Consider the following 17892-nt stretch of genomic DNA (forward strand, 5'->3'; position numbering starts at 1 on the left):
AGCGGGCGTCGAGGAGAGCCCGAATCACGCGCGGACTCGGGCTTGCGTTCCGCGCCGCCTCGTCCTACGCCGAACTCCATGCGCGTACGGACCCGCAAAGACCACCTGCTCCGCATCACGACCCTTGGATGTTCGGCGCTCGTCGCCGTCGTCGCCGCGGCGTGCGGCGGTGAGCAGACGCCGCCCCCGGCCAAGCCCGAGCCGCCCCCCGCGGCGACGCCTGCGCCCACGCCGACGGAGACCCCGACAGCCGCGCCCGAGACGCCCCCGCCCCAGCCCACGGCGTCGGCGAGCGCCGAGGCGCCGAAGCCCACGGAGGAGCGCCCGCCGGTGCTGATGAGCTCCGACAAGGAGCTCCAGTCGATCTTCACGATGAGCCCAGGCGCGAAGCTCGAGCTCGGCGACGACAGCGGCCGCGCCATCTTCCGCATCCGCGAAGGCTCGCTGGGCTCGCCGCACATCATCACGTTCAAGCTCGATCCGAAGGGCAAGTCGACGGGCGTGCCGATCGGGAAGATCTACCGGCTGCTCGTGCAGATCGAGAACTCGCCGGATCTGCCCACGCTCGAGACCCTGGACAAACCCTTCGAGTTCAGCTTCCCCGCGGGCAACAAGAAGGACGCGAACCTCGCGATCGGCGACGTGAAGGTCGACGACAAGGGCCGCGAGAAGATCACCTGGACCGTCGTCGCGCCCGAGAAGATCGACGACTCGACGGGGATGGCCTTCTTCAAGATCAAGTCGATCGGCAACTACTTCATGCACGTCACGGCGAAGCCCCCGACCGAGGCGCCCAAGTGAAGCGCGCCTGATCGAACGCCCAGCCGAACAAGGCCCCCCCGAGATCGAGCGCGCTCCTGCCGAGCGCGCGCCGATCGACCCGTTCCCCCGCGAAGTACTCCATCCCCGCCCGCGCGAGCGCGTGTGAGCGCGTGATCCATCGCTCGATCACGGGGCGCGTGCCGCCGTAGACGAAGCGCGCCGCACGCGCGCGCAGGCGGAGATCCAACCCGAGGCGGCTCGCGCGGAGCACCGCGGGGAACGAGGCGAACGAGAGGTCGCCTGCTTCGAGCGCGCGCGCGAGGAACGGGCCCGCGACGGCGCCGTACTGGATTGCCTGTGCGATGCCCTCGCCGAGCGCCGGATCGATGCCCGCTGCTTCGCCGACGAGGAGCACACGCGGCCGCGCGAAGGGCTCGTGCAAGGAGAGGCCACGTTCGGCGAAGCGGCGCAGCGACGACACGGGCACGGGCACGCCCTGCTCGTCCGCGCGGGCGAGGAGCCGCTCGCCCGGCGCTGGCTCGGTCGCGGCGCGCTCGGGGACGCCCTCGGCGCGGAGCTCGTAGATGCCACGACAAACCATGGGGGTTCCGTGGACGAGCGTGGGAAAGTCCCAGGCGTACCCGGGCAAACCCCGCGCGGCCATGTCGAAATGGAGGACGTCCCGAGGACCGTCGCCGCGGGCCGCCTGCGTGTCGACCTCCACGGCCTGGGCCATGAACGCGCCGCGCGGCAAGCCGAGCGCGCGCCGCACGACGCTGCCGACACCGTCCGCGCCGACGACGGCGCGCGCGCGGATCTCGCCGATCGAGGTCTCGATCCGCGCATCGTGATCGCCGATCACGAGCCCCGTAACCTTCACGCCGTCGCGCACCCGCACGCCGCGCGCCATCGCCTCACGCGCGAAGGCATGATCGAACTCGAAGCGCCGGACGACACGGCCGATCGGCGGTCCCTCGGCGCGCGCGGCGAGCCGGCGGCCCGCAGCGTCCACGGACAAACCGTGGATCGGGACCGAGGGGACGTCGACGCGCACGCCGATCGACGCGAGCAGCCGATCCGCGCGGGCGCCGATCGCACCCGCGCAGATTTTCTCTCTCGGATACGTCGCTCGCTCCAGCACGACGATGCGTTCGGCGAGCCGCGGCGCGGCGTGCGCGAAAAAGAGCGCCGTCGAGATGCCGGCGGGGCCGCCGCCGACGATCACGATCTCCGCGTCGAGCATGGGGAGCGCGGGCTCAGCCCATGGGGAATTCTTCGCCCTCTTTGGGCGCGCCCGCGCGGATCATCGTGCCGACGCCGCGCGAGGTGAAGAGCTCCGCCACGACGTTGTGCGGGACGCGGCCGTCGATGATGTGCACCGTCTCCACGCCGCCTTCGAGCGCGCGCAGGATCGACGCCGCCTTCGGGAGCATGCCGCCCGTGACCGTGCCGTCACGCATGCGCGCGTCGAGCTCCTCCGCGCTCATCTCCGAGACGAGCAGGCCCTTCGAGAGGATGCCCGCGACGTCGGTCAGGAAGATGAGCTTGCGCGCGCCGCACGCGACCGCGACCTCCGCGGCCACCGTGTCGGCGTTGATGTTGTACGTGTTCCCGTCCTTGCCGAGGCCGATCGGCGAGATGACCGGGATGTACCCCTTGCCGAGCAAGAGCTCGAGCACGTCGGGATCGACCCGCGCGACCTCGCCGACGTAGCCGAGGTCCTTGCCGGGCGGCATGTTCATCTTGCGCGCCTCGATGAGGCCGCCGTCCTTGCCGGACAACCCCACGGCCTTCGTGCCCGCGCGCGCGAGCGAGGCGACGACCTCCTTGTTGATCTGGCCCGTGAGGACCATCTCGACGACGCGCAGGCTCGCGGCGTCGGTGACGCGCAGGCCGTCGACGAACTCGGTCGTCTGGCCCATCTGCTCGAGCGTGCGCGAGATCTCGGGGCCGCCGCCGTGCACGATGATCGGCCGAAGGCCCACGGCCTGGAGCAGGCGTACGTCCTCGGCGAAGCGGTCCTTGAGGTCGGCGCGCACCATCGCGGCGCCGCCGTACTTGATGACCGCGCGCGTGCCGGCGAAACGCTCGATGTACCGGAGCGCCTGCACGAGCGTGTCGGCCTTGAGCTCCGGCGTCTTCCTGTCGAGGCTCGGATCCCGGCGCACGGGGCCGTCGGGCGAGTCGACGAGCACCGCCGCGTAGTCCGCGTTGATTCGTACGTAGTCGTAGGAAAGGTCGCAGCCCCAGGCCGTGGCCTCGCCGAGGCCCGAGCCGACCTCGATGTCGACGAAGACCTCCTCGCCGCGGAGGAGCGCGCGGAGGGCGTCGGCGTCGAACGGCTGCGGCTTGCCCTGCGCGTAGACGAGGACGTTCTGCAGGCGCACGCTCGCGACCGCCGGATCGAAGCGAATGTGCTGCTCGGCGGCGCGTGAGCCAACCGCCGCGAGGACGCGGCCCCAGTTCGGGTCCGTCCCGAAAAACGCGGCCTTCGCGAGGTTCGACTCGGTGACGGCACGCGCGAGCGCGCGCGCCGACGTGAGATCCTCCGCGCCGCGCACGGTGACCGTGATGAGGTGCTGCGCGCCCTCGCCATCACCGGCGATGGTGCGCGCGAGCTCGCGGCAGATGTCGATGAGCGCAGCGGCGAAGCTCTGCGCCTCGGGCGAGTCGCGGCGCGTGATCGGGTCGTTCTCCGCCATGCCGTTCGCGAGCACGAGGACCTGATCGTTCGTCGACGTGTCGCGATCGACGCTGACCATGTTGAAGGTCTCGTCCACGGCGGCGTGGAGGATCGCGTCGAGCACGGAGACATCGATCGCCGCGTCGGTCACGAGGAACGCGAGCATCGTGGCCATGTTCGGGTGGATCATGCCCGAGCCCTTGGCGATGCCCGCGATACGCACGCGATCCCCGCCGAGGAAAATCTCGCGCGAGGCGAGCTTCGTGCAGGTGTCCGTCGTGAGGATCGCCTCGGCCGCAGGCGTGGGATCCTGGCCGAGCTTGGCGATGAGGCCAGGGACCGCGGCGGAGACCTTTGCATGCGGCAAGGGCACGCCGATGACGCCCGTCGAGCAGGTGAGGACCGCGTCGATCGGGATGCCGAGCGCGTCGGCGACGGAGGCGGCCATGCGCTGGTTCGCGAGGACGCCTTCTTCCCCCGCGAGGCAGTTCGCGTTGCCGCTGTTCGCCACGATCGCGCGCGCGTCCTTGCGAGGCAGCCGCGCGACGTTCCAGTCGACGCACGCCGCGCGCGACTTCGAGCGCGTGAAGCACCCGGCCGCGACGGCGGGCACCTCCGAGAGCACGAGCGCGAGGTCGGAGCGTTTGACCTTGATGCCGGCGGAGGCGCCGGCAAACGAGAAACCTAGCGGAATTTTCACGGGCCACCTCGGGATAGGGGGAGCCGCGGCGCGCGGGCGACGCGGGGGAGCCCTTCGTGGGTCAATGCGGCGAAAGCGGCGGCGCGCCGATCATGGCGCAGAGGTTCTGGAGCGCCTGCGAGGCGGCTCCCTTGAGCAGGTTGTCGAGCGCAGAGGTGACGACGACCGAGCCACGCTCGGCGTCGGCGCGGACGCCGAGGCGCGCATACGGGGTGTACGCGACCTGGGCGAGCGTGACGTCCTCCGGCGCGCGCACCTCGACGAGGTCCGCGGGGGCGTACGCGCGGCGGAAGAGCGCCTCGATTTGCGCGGGCGGGACCGCGCCCGAGAGGCGCGCGAAGGCCGTGACGAGCAGGCCACGACGCACGGGCAAGAGGTGCGGGACGAACGTCACGGAGGCGCGCGCGCGGCCCGCACGCGAGAGCGCTTGCTCGATCTCGGGCGTGTGCTGGTGGTTGCCCACGCGGTAGGCCGAGAGGTTCTCGTCGACCTCCATGAACAGGAGCCGCTCCTCGACCTTGCGGCCCGCGCCCGAGACGCCGCTCTTGCCGTCGACGTACATCGACGCCGGGTCGATCGCGCCCGCCTCGACGAGCGGCGCGAGCGCGAGGATCGCGGCCGTCGCGTAGCAGCCGGGGTTCGCGATGAGGCGCGCGTCCTTCGCGCCGCCCGTGCGCGTCGAGGCAGAGGCGACCTCCGGCAGGCCGTAATGCGCCTCGGCGAGCAGCTCGGGCGCGGGGTGCTCGAAGCCGTACCAGCGCGGATACGCGGCCGGATCCTCCAGGCGAAACGCGCCCGAGAGATCCACGACGCGCACGCCGTGCGCGAGCAGCTCCGGCGCGAGCTTGGCCGAGACCTCGGCGGGCGTCGCGAGCAGCGCGACCTCGCTCTGTCGGGCGATGGCGATGGCGTCGCTCATCGGCGCGACAGGGAGCTTGGCGACGCTCGCGGGCACACGCACGCGCTCGCCGAGCTTCGATCCCTGCCAGCGATCCGCAGCAACACCCACGAGCGAGAGCGAGGCGTGGTCGGCGACGAGCCGCGCGAGCTCGCTGCCGGCAAAGCCGCTGACGCCGAGGATCGAGACGGGGACTTTGGACGCGCTCACGGGCGCGGTTCCCTACAGAGCGACGACGCCCTTGTCAAACGGTTGTGCATGCTCGCCGCGGGATGGCACCTCGGTTGCTCGTCCGAGCCGCAAGCGAGGTGACCTGTGCGGATCCGATGCAACGTTGGCGCCCGGGACGGACGATATAGGCGAGTGAATCGCGACGGAAGCGGCGCGTGGCTCCTCGCGCCCGTCATCGCATTGTCGATGCTGGCCGCGGGCTGTGTCGCGACGCTGTCGGCCGGGACCCCGAACGTGGGCGGGTACGACGTGGCGTACGCGGAGGCGGTCCCCGTCGATGTGAATATGTACCCGGCCGTCGAGTATCGGGGCCGGCTCGCTTACCTCGTCGAGGGGCGCTGGTACTGGCCGACGGACAATGGCTGGGTCGTGTTCGTCGAAGAGCCGCCTGAGCTCACGAGGTACCGCACGAATGTCCAGACCGCGCCGCGCGCCGTGCCGCCGCCCGCGGTCGAGTACGGCTATCCGCCGGTTCGTCCGACGAAACCGCGCGAAATTCATCGCGAGTACCGGCCGCATTGACCGGCGACACACAGGGGGAGGGGTTTTCCATGCGCAATTCCATCATCCAATGGGCAGGCCCTTGGGCCTTGGTGCTTTCGCTCGCCCCCGCCGCGATCGGGTGCCAGGCCGAGGGGGCCGTGTTCGTGCCCATCGGCCGCGACACGGGGACGGTGACGCAAAGCTGGTCGCTCGGCGGGCGCTTCGACCCGAGCCGCTGCCGCATGTATGGCGCCGATCGCATGGAGCTCGTCATCCGCGACACGGCCGGACGCACGGTGGCGCGCGCCTATCAGCCCTGCCGAGAGCTGCAAATGACGGTGACCCTGCCCGAAGGAACGTACCTGGCCGACGCGACGCTCCTCGGCTCCGACGGGTCGGAGGTGAGCACCACGCTCAACCTGCAGCCGTTCCGCATCCTTCGAAACACCGACACGCACGTCGATACCGACTTCCCGACGTCGTCGATGCTGACGGTGCTCTCCGTCGACGCAGCCGCGTCGAGCGAGCCGGTCGACGAAGAAGCGCCCTGATCCAAGGGACGCAGAGCGAGGGCACGCGCGACGTACGAGGGCAGACGCGTCGGCCTTGATCTGCGTCCCCGACTTCATCCATGCTCTCCGCGCTCGCCTCCGGCTTTCCCGGCAGGGCGGCGCCTCGCCCACGTGCTCGTACCCGACGTGCTCTTTCACGGCCGCTACCGGGTCCTCCGCTGCATCAAGGCGGGCGGCATGGGCGCGGTCTACGAGGTCGCCGACGAAACGACGCGGCGAAGGCGCGCGCTCAAGGTGATGCTCCCCGGCACGATCGAGGACCCGATCCTGCGCGAGCGATTCTCGCAGGAGGCCACGATCACGGGCGGCATCGAGAGCGACCATATCGTGCAGGTCTCCGACGCGGGCATCGACGAGAGCACGAGCATGCCCTTCCTCGTGATGGACCTGCTCTCGGGCGAAGAGCTCGGCAGCCTGATCGTGCGCCGCGGCGCGCTGCCGCCGGCCGAGGTCGTGCTCTACCTGGGACAGGCGGCGCTCGCGCTCGACAAGACGCACGCGGCGAACATCGTGCACAGGGATCTCAAGCCCGAGAACCTGTTCGTCACGATGCGCGACGACGGAAGCCCCTGCCTGAAGATCCTGGATTACGGCGTCGCGAAGGTGATGGTGGAGACGACGTTCCAGCGCCGCACCGCGATCGTCGGCACGCCGCTCTACATGGCGCCCGAGCAGGTCCAGGGCGACGGCGCGATCGGCCCGCGCGCCGACGTCTACGCGCTCGGCCACCTCGCCTACACGCTGCTCTCGGGCGAGGCGTACTGGATGAGCGAGGCGAAGAGCTCGCTCTCGCTCTTCGTGCTCTTCAAGCGAATCATGGCGGGCCCGCCCGAGCCTGCGACGACCCGCGCGGCGCGGCGCGGCGTGCGCATCACGCCCCCGTTCGACGCCTGGTTCTCGCGCACCACGAACCTCGAACCGCAGAGGCGCCCCGAGCGCGCGACGCAGGCGATCGCCGAGCTCTGCGAGGCCCTCGGCGTCGTGACCTCGAACGCCACGATCGCCGTGGCCCTGCCCCCGCCGTCGAGCCCGCGCAGCACGCCGGCCCTGCCCGCGCGTCCGCCGCCGGTCGCCGACAGGCCCTTCTTCTACGCCGACGCGCCGCCGGCATCCCACGCGCCCGCGGCCCTACGTTCGCCCTCGCCGCACGCGGACAAACCGTTCCTTTACGCCGACGCGCCCGCGCCGCCTTCCGCCTCGGCGAAGCCGCCGAAGAGCAAGACGAAGCCCGTCCACGAGTCCTGGGAGGACAACGTCCCGCTCTTCCGTGATCCAGCGACGGGCGCCTACAGCGAGCGGTACCTGCGCCTGACGCTCGACGAGGCGATCGCGAAGGCGAAGATGACGGGCACGAAGTTCTCGATCGTCGTCTTCGAGATGCCGCTGCGCGGCCTCGATCCCATCCGGGACAAGGCGACGATCGACGCCGACGTGCGCGAGCTCGTGACCACGCTGCACGGGCTCTACGGGCGAAAGAACTTCCTCGGCCGGTACGGGCCGTCGAGCCTCGTGCTCATCGTGCCGGACGCGGGCAGCAAGTTCTCGCGCGCGTTCGCGAAAGCGCTCAGCGAGAAGCTCCGCGAGGAATTCGGCAAACGCAAGGAGACGCGGCGGCTCACGCTGCGGCTGCGCGTGGGCGCGGAGCGGGTCGATCCGCTGGAGAAGTCGGCGATCGATTTGATCGAGCGGGCGTCGCGGGCGGCCTTGGGCGACGCCTGAGGGTCGGAGGACGGCATCAAGAACACGAAGGGGCTACCTTGCATGGCTCCGAAGTACCTCGACAAGCACGCGAACGCACGCAACGTGCACCATTGGGATCCGGAAGTACTCAACAACAAGCTCAAGCGGTTCGGATTCGGCCTTTTGCTCGTGACAGGTATTACGGCCGAGGATTTGCACGTCGAAGAACTCATTCGCCCGCGGAACAACACCCCCAACGCCAAGAAACGGAAAGAGTTGCTGGCGGAACTGGACACATGCGAGCCCCTCTGCTGAGTCCGCCTCCTGGACGGCTCACGTTTCGAATACGTACGACGGCCGGCAGCAGAACGTGACCGCGTTGTCCAGGTCCACCATCGCCTCGCCGAAGGGCTCGCCGCCGCTCGCCTCGCAGGTGCCGGCCATGTACATCGCGGGCCCCGCCTCCTTACTGCCGAGGGCGCGGCCGTTCGGGAAGACCGGCGCGCAATCTCCGCCGAGTGACGCCGTTGTGGACTCGTCAAACTGCGCCGAACACGCTTCATCCTGAAATAGCCGCAACGACGACACGCACGCCCCGCCGCTCGGTGCCCCGCACGCGCATTCGGTGCACCCTCGTCCTTCCTTCACCTGCTCCGGGTACATCCAGCGTGCGGGCTCGGCCTGGTAGTTCCTGGGGCATTGCGTATGAAGCCCCTCGCGCCAAACGCAGATCCGGTCGGGGAACAGCGCCTTCGGGAGGCACATCCGGGCCGCATCATCGCAGAGCGACGTATCGTTCTCTCCGCGACAGGCGAGGCTCGTCGTCTGCCATTTCGTGATGAGGCCGGCGACCTTGGGCACTTCGACCACGTCCACTTCGCATTTTCCATTTTGCGGGGGCGGCAGCGGCCCGATCTCGATTGATTGCAGGCAGGGAACGCCGCTGCCGGGCGGACATTCGGCGCCCTCGGGCAAGGCATTCGCGGCCGTGCAGCTCCCGTCCCAGCCGGCAGGGCCATCGAAGGAAATCGTCGCGGCGCTCGGGTCGTCGCAGGTGCCCGCGCGGATCGTGATGGAGGTGGGGACCGGGTCGCAATCGGCCGTCGCCGACTTGCAGGAGCATGAATCGCACGTGGCCGGTGGCGCGATGAGATCGGCGTACATGCGCGCCTGCACGGCGGGCGCCGTGTCCGCGGGGCACTTTGGCTGGTTCTCCTCGCCCTCGACGTTGTCGCCGAACCACACGAGGAGAGGCGGATCCGCGTGCCAGAAAATCGCGTCGTCGCCTTCGGGGAGAGGTACGCACGTATGCGTGTCCGCCGGGCAGCGGCCGTTGTCCGCCGTGGGGCCGTCAGTACCGGCGTCGCTTGCGTCGTCGATGCCGGCGTCTTGCACGCAGCCGGCGGCGGGAAAGAGCGAATCGGGATCACAATCCCATCTCGACGTCTCCGGCACCCCGCTGCACCCAGCTCCGAGCGCGACAGCGGCCCCGCCCATCAGGCACACGAGGGCGAGCCCTGTTCCTACCTTTGACTTCCTCATGAGGATCATGGTCGTGGGTTCGTCACGGTACTGTCAAGCGTTCTCGGACGAACCCTAGAACTTCCAGAACGCCGCTAGCGAAGTGCCAACCATGACCGCAGGTTGTTCCACGAGGATGGTTTGCCCGAGAGCAATCCGCGTCGCCCGGGACAGCCCCAGGACATCCCCGGCCACCTGCACGCCCCACGAGGTGCCCAGATCGAATCGGCCGCCTACGCGCACACCAAACCCCGGTCGGAGGAAGACATCGATCTTGTCCTGAAATGCTTCTTCGTCCCCGCTGACCGTGATCACCCCGAGATGCCCGAGCCCGCACCCGAAGAACCACCGCCAGTGCCCGCATAGCCCAAGCAGGCCCCCCGCCGTCATGGTGGAGATCGGTTGTCCCTTGACATCCCCCGCAAGCCATGCAGCCCCTCCAGCTCCAGCGACACATGCTCATGGAGCCGCAGTCCTCCCGTGATCGACGCGCCCACCGCGGGCGCCCACGTTGCCGCGCCAAACACCACGACTGGCCCCAAGCCGACGAAGCCACGCATCCCCGCTTTCTCTGCGTCCGCACGCTTCGCGGGCGGTTCGTCATACCCGTACGGATTCTCCTGTTTCGTGTACCGCTCGACGTAGATACCGAGCGCGTGATCGGCCTTCGCCTTCGTCACCGCGAGCGGCGCCCCGACCGAAGGTGGTGCCACGGGCGTGCATGGCGCTGGCGGCGGCGCGGGCTCCGCCGTGGCCTGCGGCGCCGGCTCGGGCAACTTCCAGCGCAGATGCGCGTACACCTGGCCGCCGGCCGGACAATCGACGACCTCGCGCGACTCGCCGTGCTCTTTCGATTGGCCGACGATGACGAGGCGGCCAGGGCGCTCGAACGAGCGGAACGTCGAGCCGAGTTCGTTCGTCGCGGATCTGCCGTCGATGGTGACCGTCGCGTCGTAGACGTTTCCTCGCACGTGGAGCAGACAGATCCGCGACCTTACGGTGAGGATCCCCCGCATGATCTTTTCTTTCTCTTTCGCGTCCTTCCCCGCGCCGCCTTCCAGGGCCTCCATGAGGAGTGTCGCGGCCGAGAGGGGCCTGTCGACCTCCAGGAGAAAGAGTCCCACACGCGCAGCGAGCTCCGGATCCGGGTGAAGATCGTAAGCTCGCCGGTACGCCTTCAGCGCCTCCTCGACCTGCCCGCGCGCCCGCGCTGCGTCGCCCAGCTCGACGAAGGCTTTCCAGGCCTTCGTAATCGCCTCGGGGGACGGCGAAGGCGGCTCCGAGGGGGATGGGGCTTCAGGTAGCGTCGTGTCGGGTTCGTCGGCGTAAACGATGGGCGCAAGGAGCGAGAGGCCGAGGAGCGGGGCGAGGGCTGCGGCGCGCGGCATGATGGGGAGAAGATACCGCAAATCGTGCCGAAAAAGGGGGAGGCCGACGCGAGCGTCTTGGTGCGACTCGGGTCAGGAGCGCACGCCCAGCGTGGGCCTCCGGGGACAACCCTTACCGGGGACAAACCGAGGTATCAAGCACCGCGACAAACTTTCGGGGGTACGGGGGGCGGCGTGAACGTTCGGCACGCATGCCCCCCGGCGAGAGAACCGCGTAGAGGTACTCCGTCGGGCGCTTATGGTTTCTTGCTGCTCCGGGTTTCGTTCGGAGGAGGCTCCGGCCTCAACTTTGCGGCTAGCTCCGTGAACGTCGGACCCTTCAACGGCGTATACTCGATGCCTTCGGGAAAGAGGTCCGGGTATTCGCGGAGAATGGGGGTCATGAGCCTGTCCAGCAGCTCCGAAAGAGCACAATCGACAGCAAGCCGAACGACGCGCTCTTCGCCTTTGTCGCAACGGGATTGCGCAAATTCAATCATTTCATTGAAAACAAAATGCAGCCGCGCGCGCACCTCGGGCCCACCACGGGGCCCGAGCGGCAGTGTCATTTGAAGCCTGGAAACATGAGATCCTCCCCTCCGAGGAATGTCACCTTGCCGCCCGTCAACATTTCAATTCCTCGCACGTCGACGGGCACGCTTCCCATTGCCATGTGAAGCGCTTGCACGGAATCGACCCCCCAAACTTTCCGCTTTTCTCGCCGCCTACCGGGCCCGCGTATCTCATACACGACGGACCAATCGTTTCCTTCTTTTTGAGGTGCGCCGATTCGCACCCTGACATTTTTAGGCTTTGAATCCTGGGAGTGACGGAATTCAAGTATCCTCTCGGCAACGATCCTTTTCATCGTGGGCATTTGTCCTTCATTGCCTCTCGTTCGCAGGCGCGCCGACAGTTCGCCCGGTCCTCGTTCGATTGCGCCCAACAAATGGCCCTGTCCCTCGCACTTCGCAACTTGCGGCAGCGCGCGTTGTCCATATTCCAAATGGCTTCACACGCATTGTAACATGCCTCAAGTGGGGTATAGGCCGCATTCTTGCACCGTTCCTTCTCGGCTTCCTCGTCGGTATCATCCTTCAACGACACGGCCGCGACCACGACGAGGACCGCGACCGCCACGACGATCATCGTCCCCGACGACCCGACGACCACCGGGATCAGCCTGATCACCTGGGGCAGCGCCCACGTGTTCGCCAGCAGGCCTCGCGTAGGCAAGAGGCCGCCGCGCGAGACCAGCTCGTCGGGGTCCGGCGAGAACCCCGCGTCCGCCATCGCCCGCAGCGCTTCGATCATGCACTGCTGGACACCGGCATCGTCGAGCCGCAGGCCCTTGGGCTTCACCGCCGTGATGCGGTCGCCCGTCAACTCGACCGCGAACTCGATCTCGTACGCATTGTGCCGAAGCCGCTGGCCCCCCTCTTTGACGCACGCCTGAAGCCCCTGGACCGTCATCGGAGGGAGCGCGAGCCCGCTGCCCTGCCTGGGCGCGGCGGCGTACTCGTCGCTCGCCCCGCATCCGATCAGCACCATGGCCACCGCCATGCACAAAGCGACCAAGGTCGCCCCCGCAAGCCGCCGCTTCCTCATGAGCCCACCCCCTCGGCCTCGACGCAGGTGGGGTAGGCTACGAAAGAGTCAATGCCTCCGTCAACCGTTTTGCCGGCATTTTCCCTGCGTTCCACACGCCCACATGCCCCAAGTGCTTCCGGGACGGCGCACCGCTGCACTTCGAACACCCGAACCGCGCCGACGCGAATTCACGAGCGTACTTCCGCCGCCGCTTCCGCGTGCGCGCCAATTCTCGACGCCTCCCCGGACGCCGAAACCCAACCGTCGACGCGTCACCCCCGCGCTCGGGCTGCCCGTAGCGCCCCGTGCCTCGCTTGCAGTTCCACTTCGGCCGCCCCGGCCACCACGAAGACCCGGGCCGCGTTCGCCGCGCTCGCCGAAAGCGCCCCCCGCAACCGCTCGCGCCCCCGCTCCCCCCGCTCTTGGGTCGCTCGGGAACGTTGCAACCCCGTTTCCGCCGCCCCAACCCCCCCATACCACGTTGCAACAGCACTTCAGGCACCCGAGCCGCCCTCGCGACGCGTCTCCGGAGCGCTTCGACCCTCCCGCGTATGTTCGCTTGCTGTTGACACCCCGTACTCCGGCATCCTACCGTGCTCCACCATGGTCGGAATCAAGACTCTCCCCGACGCGGGGACAACAGGGAGCGCGGAAGGCCATTTCCGCTTTACCTTGGTACGCATGCGGCGCAATCCGTACACGCAACACCTCGTCGCCGAGATGGAGGCGTTCCACCCGCGCATCGACGCGGCCATCGCGGAAGAGAAGAACCTGATCGAAGCCGAGGCCGAAGCCGGCGCGGCCGTGCAGTTCGCCGATCGGGACCTCGACGATTCGGTCGATTTCGTGGCCGCGAACGTGGAGAAGGGCTCGCTCCTCGCGCAGCGACTCTTCGGCGACCTGCGCCCGAGTGAATTGAAGCGACCCACGCTCGGCGGTCAGCTCGATATCATGACATCCTGGCCCGAAGCGCTGGCGGAAACCGACAAAGCCGTCCTGAAGGACCACGCGCCCGTGCTCGCCACACGCGCGACGGCGGGGACCTCGGCGGCAAACGAGAAGAAGACCGCGACCCTGAACCTGGCTAACTTCCGCACCATCGGCACACGCGTGAAGCTGAACCAGGATCTCAACAAATTGCGGAAGTCGCTATACGGCAAGCTGGGCGAGATCCAGCACGAGCACAAGCTCGGCGCCGGCTGGGCAGAGTCGTTCTTCCAGCAAGAGTCGGCCGAAGAGCCGACCCTGAGCCATCTCGACAAGAAGATCGGCGCGGTCGAGGCGGAGCTCGAAGCGCTGAGGAAGCAGCGCGACGCTCTCGTCGAGCAAGAAGCAAAGATCGCCGCCGAGCGGGCAAAGGCCGCCCAGCGACAGAAGAAGGCCAAGCTCGAAGCGCTCCAGAAGCTCAAGGCCGATCTCGCGGCGCAAGAGGCGGCGCTGCTCTCCGAGCTCTCCGACGGCGACGCGAGAACGAACCCTTAGAATCCAGCGACGCGACGCCTGACGAGCCCACGCAACTCGTGGTACGAGTCACGCCTCCCATGCGTCCGATGGCCCTCGCCCTTCTCGGCTTCGTGATCGCGGCGTGTACGACGGCCCCGGAGGCCGCCGTCCCGCAGGCGGAGACCGGAACCACGTATTCGTTCCCGGCCGAGTTCGAGCCACACGCGTCGATCTGGCTCGCCTGGCCGACCTACGAAAACAAGGCGGGGCACCCGACCGAGCGCGTCGTGGAGGACATCGTCCGCGCGCTCCACGGCCACGTGTCGGTCGACCTGCTCGCCCAGGACGAGGCGGAGGCAGGCGTGATCCGGGAGCGGTTCGCGCGGGATGCCGTGCCGTCCGATCACGTGCGAATTCACGCCATGCCGCACGCGGACATCTGGCTGCGCGACATGGGGCCGATCTTCGTGAAGACGAGCGGCGGCGGACGCGCGGTCGTCGATTACGCGTACAATGGCTGGGGATATCCCGGGTTTGATCGATCGAGCCCGACGGCATTGCGCGAGGACGCCATCGATCGAAACGTGGCGGCGTTGCGGGGCCTGCCGGTCGTGCGATCGAGCATGTCGAGCGAAGGGGGCAATCGGGAGTCGAACGGCGCGGGGACGTTGATGCTCACGGAACAGGTGGAGCGGCAGCGAAACCCGGGGATGTCGCGCGCGCAGATCGAGGCGGAGTTCCGGAGGACGCTCGGCGCCAAAGCTTTCGTGTGGCTGCCCCAAGGAATCGCGGAGGACGACGCGACGTGGGAAGGGCCGCTGCCGGGCGGCATTTACACGCCGCTCACGCCGGGCGGGCACATCGACGAATATGCACGTTTCGCCGACGCCCACACGATTCTACTCGGCGAGGTGACCGAGGACGAGGCGCGGAAGGATGTGATCCACGCCATGACGCGCGAGCGGCTCGAACGAGCGCGCGCGGCGATCGAGGCGTCGGTCGATCAGGACGGCCGTCCTTTCCGGCTCGTGCGTGTCCCGATGCCCGAGCCGCTCTATGACACGCTCGGCTCCGGCGACGGCGTCTACGAGTCGCTGAAGAGAATGCGGTACACGAGCGGCGTGACGTTTCCGAAGGGCTCGCCGGTGCGGATCATCGTGTCGACGAGTTACCTGAATTTCCTGGTCACGAACGGCGTGGTCCTCGTGCAGGTGTATTCCAAAGAGGGGAGGCCTTCGCGCGTGAAAGAAAAGGACGCGGCCGCGCAGCGGATCCTCGGGGAGGTGTTTCCCGGGAGGAAGATCGTCCCGATCGACGCCGAGGCCGTGAACCTCGGCGGCGGCGGCATTCATTGCATCACGCAGCAGGAGCCGCGCTGAGCGGCTACTCGCGCACCCATTTCACACGGCCAAACCGCGACGCCTTGTGGAAGTTCCCCATCCCGAGGATCGGGGACCAGGCGACGCCGCCGTTGTTCTGCATCGCATAAAAATTCATCCGCCAGACATCCCCGGGCGCGGGCGGCGAGGCTTTTGCTTTGGCGAACGATTTCCAGGGGATCCGCGCCTCCACGGTGTATCCCTCGTCCTTGTCCTCGTCCGCGTCGATCGTGCCGCGGAGGACGACCGCGCTCGCGAGCCCGGCGCTCCAGTCCTGGTGCCCGAAGGGACCGGCGTTGCCGCCCCGGGGACGATTGTAATCGTCGAACTGCGAGTCGAAGACCAGGTTCTGCGGGCTTACCTGGATCTCGTAATAGTCCTTGTTGTCGCCGTCGCCGTCGGGGTCGATCATGACCTCGACGGTGTCGCGCTCCCAAAGGTGCGGGTCCGGCGCGTCCGTGGGAAAACCGCCGCGAATCGTCGTGTCTTTCACGTCGAAGGCGACGTACAGGTGCTGGTCGTCCCAGAGGAGCCGCGCGCTGCCCTGCACCGGGATCCGCGGATTGGGCGCGCCCGACGCGACGTCGACGAACGGTCCGGTCTCCGTCGCCTTCGCCCACGCAGGCTCGTCGAGCTTGCCGTCGATCGTGATCGTGTCGCCGGACGCGATCGCCTTCACGGCGATCTCTTTGATCACGCGGCGCGGATCCTCGCCCGGCGCGCTCGTAGCGCCCGTCCCGCCCGCTTGTTGTTCGGATTTGCCGCCGCCCGGATCCCGCGAGCACGCGGCGAGGGCGAGCGCGCACGCGACGAAGAGGAATCGACGCATGCGCGCTCCCTGCTACTTCCGGCCCTTCTTCCGCGCGTCGCGCTCGCGCTTGCGTTGCGCCTTCTTCGCGTTCTTCTCGGCCTGGCTGAGGGTGCGCATCTTCGTCATGCTCGGCCCCTCGGCGCCGCCGCCCGGCATGCCCATACCCGGCATCCCCATCCCGGGGAAGCCCGGCATGCCCATGCCCGGGAAGCCCGGCATCCCCATCCCGGGGAAGCCGCCCGGCATGCCCGGCATGCCGCCCATGCCCGGGAAGCCCGGCATGCCGCCGCCGCCGCCCATGCCGGCCATGGCCTTCTGCATGTTCCGCATCTGGGCCATCTGCTTCATGCCGGGGATCTTGCCCATCATGCCCATGTTCTGGCCGAGCCCCGACATCATCTGCTTCATGAACAGGAACTTCTGCACGAGCTCCGCGACGGCCTCGGCGTTCGTGCCCGAGCCCTTCGCGATACGCTCGGCGCGCCGCGGCTCGCGGATGAGCGCGTAAGGATCACGCTTCTCGAAGCGCGTCATCGACTGGATGATCGCCTCGATCCGCACGAGCTCGCGGTCGTCGAGGTTCACGTCCTTCGGCAGGCCGCCGGGGAACATGCCGCCGAGCGGGAGCTTGTCGACGAGGTCCTTGAGCGACCCCATCTTCTGGATCATGCGGACCTGCTCGAGGAAGTCGTCGAGCGAGAAGTCGCCCTGGAGCAAGCGCTCGGCGTCCTTCTCGGCCTTCTTCTGATCGACGACCTGCTCGAAGTCCTGCATGAGGCCGACGACGTCGCCCATGCCGAGGATGCGGCTCGCCATGCCGTCGGCGCGGAACTCCTCGAACTTGTCCGTCGTCTCGCCGACGCCGCTGAAGAGGACGGGCGCGCCCGTGACCTCCTTGATGCTGATCGCCGCGCCGCCGCGCGCGTCGCCGTCGAGCTTCGTGAGCACGACGCCGCTGATGCCGAGCCGCTCGTGGAACGAGCGCGCGGTCTTCACCGAGTCCTGGCCGATCATCGCGTCGACGACGAGGAAGATGTTCTCCGGCGCGACGCGCGATTTGATCTCCGCGAGCTCCTGCATGAGCTTCTCGTCGATCGCGAGGCGGCCCGCGGTGTCGTAGATGATGACGTCGCGGCCGAGCTTCTTCGCCTCGGCCTCGGCAGCCGCGCAGATCTCGACGGGCGACTTGCCCGAGATGTTGAAGACCGGGATCTTGATCTGGTTGCCGAGCACCTTGAGCTGCTCGACGGCCGCCGGGCGCTGCATGTCGGCCGCGACGAGCATGGGCTTCTTGCCCAGCTTCGAGATGTGCCGCGCGAGCTTGGCGCAGGTCGTCGTCTTACCCGAGCCCTGGAGGCCGACCATCATGAGGCCGGTCGGGCGGCCCGACGCCCACACGATGGGCTCGCCCTCGTGCGACATCATGGCCTCGAGCTCGTCGTGGCAGATCTTGACGAAGTGATCACTCGCCGAGACCTGAAGGGTCTCGCCTTCGTGTTTCACCTTCGCCTCGAGCGTGCGGCCGACGGCCTTCTGCTTCACGCGGCTCAGGAAGGCCTTCACGACGCCGATCTCGACGTCGGCTTCGAGCAAGCTGAGCCTCACCTCGCGGAGCGCGGGCTCGATGTTGGACTCGGAGAGCTCCGTGAGCCCCGCGAGGCGGTTGCGGGCCTGACGAAAACCTCGGGCGAGCGTGTCGAACATACGGGGGCGCTCTTTAGCACGAGGCGCGCGCGTCCGTACCCCCTCGCGCGCGTTTTCCCTTGCCTGGT

General features: G+C 68.3%; 17 protein-coding genes. 7 read left to right on the plus strand and 10 right to left on the minus strand.

Going from position 1 to position 17892, the window contains the following annotated elements; all coding sequences use genetic code 11:
• The first annotated feature begins 78 nt into the window (after positions 1-78).
• On the plus strand, positions 79-801 hold the full coding sequence (locus tag POL67_RS47090) for a hypothetical protein (protein ID WP_271928335.1): 723 nt from the start codon (positions 79-81) through the stop codon (positions 799-801).
• On the opposite strand, the gene POL67_RS47095 is transcribed toward POL67_RS47090, so the two are convergent.
• The 3 genes from POL67_RS47095 to argC all read right to left on the minus strand — a co-directional run bounded on the left by POL67_RS47095 (position 767) and on the right by argC (position 5253).
• Positions 767-2005, minus strand: a complete 1239-nt coding sequence (locus POL67_RS47095) for an NAD(P)/FAD-dependent oxidoreductase (RefSeq protein ID WP_271928337.1) — start codon at positions 2003-2005, stop codon at positions 767-769. The two genes, POL67_RS47090 and POL67_RS47095, sit on opposite strands and share 35 nt — an antisense overlap.
• Positions 2006-2018: 13 nt before the next feature.
• Positions 2019-4145 carry a bifunctional glutamate N-acetyltransferase/amino-acid acetyltransferase ArgJ gene (gene argJ / locus POL67_RS47100; RefSeq protein ID WP_271928340.1) on the minus strand — a complete coding sequence of 709 codons (2127 nt, stop codon included), beginning with the start codon at positions 4143-4145 and terminating at the stop codon, positions 2019-2021.
• A 61-nt stretch (positions 4146-4206) separates the two neighbouring features.
• A complete protein-coding gene (argC, locus tag POL67_RS47105; protein WP_271928342.1) occupies positions 4207-5253 on the minus strand; it encodes an N-acetyl-gamma-glutamyl-phosphate reductase in 1047 nt (348 codons plus the stop codon).
• Positions 5254-5406: 153 nt separating this feature from the next.
• Here argC and POL67_RS47110 point away from each other — a divergent pair, with 153 nt between their 5' ends.
• The 4 genes from POL67_RS47110 (at position 5407) to POL67_RS47125 (ending at position 8324) form a co-directional block, all read left to right on the plus strand.
• Complete coding sequence (locus POL67_RS47110) at positions 5407-5796, plus strand: hypothetical protein (RefSeq protein WP_271928344.1); 390 nt, start codon at positions 5407-5409, stop codon at positions 5794-5796.
• Positions 5797-5825: 29 nt separating this feature from the next.
• Positions 5826-6308, plus strand: a complete 483-nt coding sequence (locus POL67_RS47115; RefSeq protein ID WP_271928347.1) for a hypothetical protein — start codon at positions 5826-5828, stop codon at positions 6306-6308.
• A 132-nt stretch (positions 6309-6440) separates the two neighbouring features.
• On the plus strand, positions 6441-8048 hold the full coding sequence (locus tag POL67_RS47120; protein WP_271928348.1) for a protein kinase domain-containing protein: 1608 nt from the start codon (positions 6441-6443) through the stop codon (positions 8046-8048).
• Positions 8049-8090: 42 nt separating this feature from the next.
• Positions 8091-8324, plus strand: coding sequence for a hypothetical protein (locus POL67_RS47125; protein WP_271928349.1), 234 nt, complete (start codon positions 8091-8093; stop codon positions 8322-8324).
• An 18-nt stretch (positions 8325-8342) separates the two neighbouring features.
• Here the strand turns inward: POL67_RS47125 and POL67_RS47130 are convergent, their stop codons facing one another.
• From POL67_RS47130 to POL67_RS47145, 5 genes are all read right to left on the minus strand, one after another.
• Positions 8343-9551 (minus strand): hypothetical protein, encoded by a 1209-nt coding sequence (locus POL67_RS47130; protein WP_271928351.1) that lies wholly within the window; start codon positions 9549-9551, stop codon positions 8343-8345.
• Between the two features lie 54 nt (positions 9552-9605).
• Complete coding sequence (locus POL67_RS47135; RefSeq protein WP_271928352.1) at positions 9606-9920, minus strand: hypothetical protein; 315 nt, start codon at positions 9918-9920, stop codon at positions 9606-9608.
• Positions 9917-10918 (minus strand): tetratricopeptide repeat protein, encoded by a 1002-nt coding sequence (locus POL67_RS47140; RefSeq protein ID WP_271928354.1) that lies wholly within the window; start codon positions 10916-10918, stop codon positions 9917-9919. The genes POL67_RS47135 and POL67_RS47140 overlap by 4 nt, the downstream gene beginning before the upstream one ends.
• Positions 10919-11462: 544 nt before the next feature.
• Positions 11463-11774 (minus strand): DUF6968 family protein, encoded by a 312-nt coding sequence (locus POL67_RS54425; protein WP_373372390.1) that lies wholly within the window; start codon positions 11772-11774, stop codon positions 11463-11465.
• Positions 11762-12370 carry a hypothetical protein gene (locus tag POL67_RS47145; RefSeq protein WP_271928357.1) on the minus strand — a complete coding sequence of 203 codons (609 nt, stop codon included), beginning with the start codon at positions 12368-12370 and terminating at the stop codon, positions 11762-11764. Before POL67_RS47145 ends, POL67_RS54425 begins: the two co-directional genes overlap by 13 nt.
• A 798-nt stretch (positions 12371-13168) precedes the next feature.
• Between POL67_RS47145 and POL67_RS47150 the strand changes: the two genes are divergently transcribed.
• On the plus strand, positions 13169-13969 hold the full coding sequence (locus tag POL67_RS47150; protein WP_271928359.1) for a hypothetical protein: 801 nt from the start codon (positions 13169-13171) through the stop codon (positions 13967-13969).
• A gap of 68 nt (positions 13970-14037) precedes the next feature.
• Positions 14038-15309: an agmatine deiminase family protein gene (locus POL67_RS47155; protein ID WP_271928361.1), complete on the plus strand. Its 1272-nt coding sequence runs from the start codon at positions 14038-14040 to the stop codon at positions 15307-15309.
• A gap of 4 nt (positions 15310-15313) precedes the next feature.
• Here the strand turns inward: POL67_RS47155 and POL67_RS47160 are convergent, their stop codons facing one another.
• Positions 15314-16138, minus strand: coding sequence for a carbohydrate-binding family 9-like protein (locus POL67_RS47160; RefSeq protein WP_271928362.1), 825 nt, complete (start codon positions 16136-16138; stop codon positions 15314-15316).
• Positions 16139-16150: 12 nt separating this feature from the next.
• Positions 16151-17824, minus strand: a complete 1674-nt coding sequence (gene ffh, locus POL67_RS47165; protein WP_271928364.1) for a signal recognition particle protein — start codon at positions 17822-17824, stop codon at positions 16151-16153.
• Positions 17825-17892: the final 68 nt, after the last annotated feature.

This window comes from Polyangium mundeleinium (genome assembly GCF_028369105.1).
GTDB classification, from domain to species: Bacteria; Myxococcota_A; Polyangia; order Polyangiales; family Polyangiaceae; genus Polyangium; species Polyangium mundeleinium.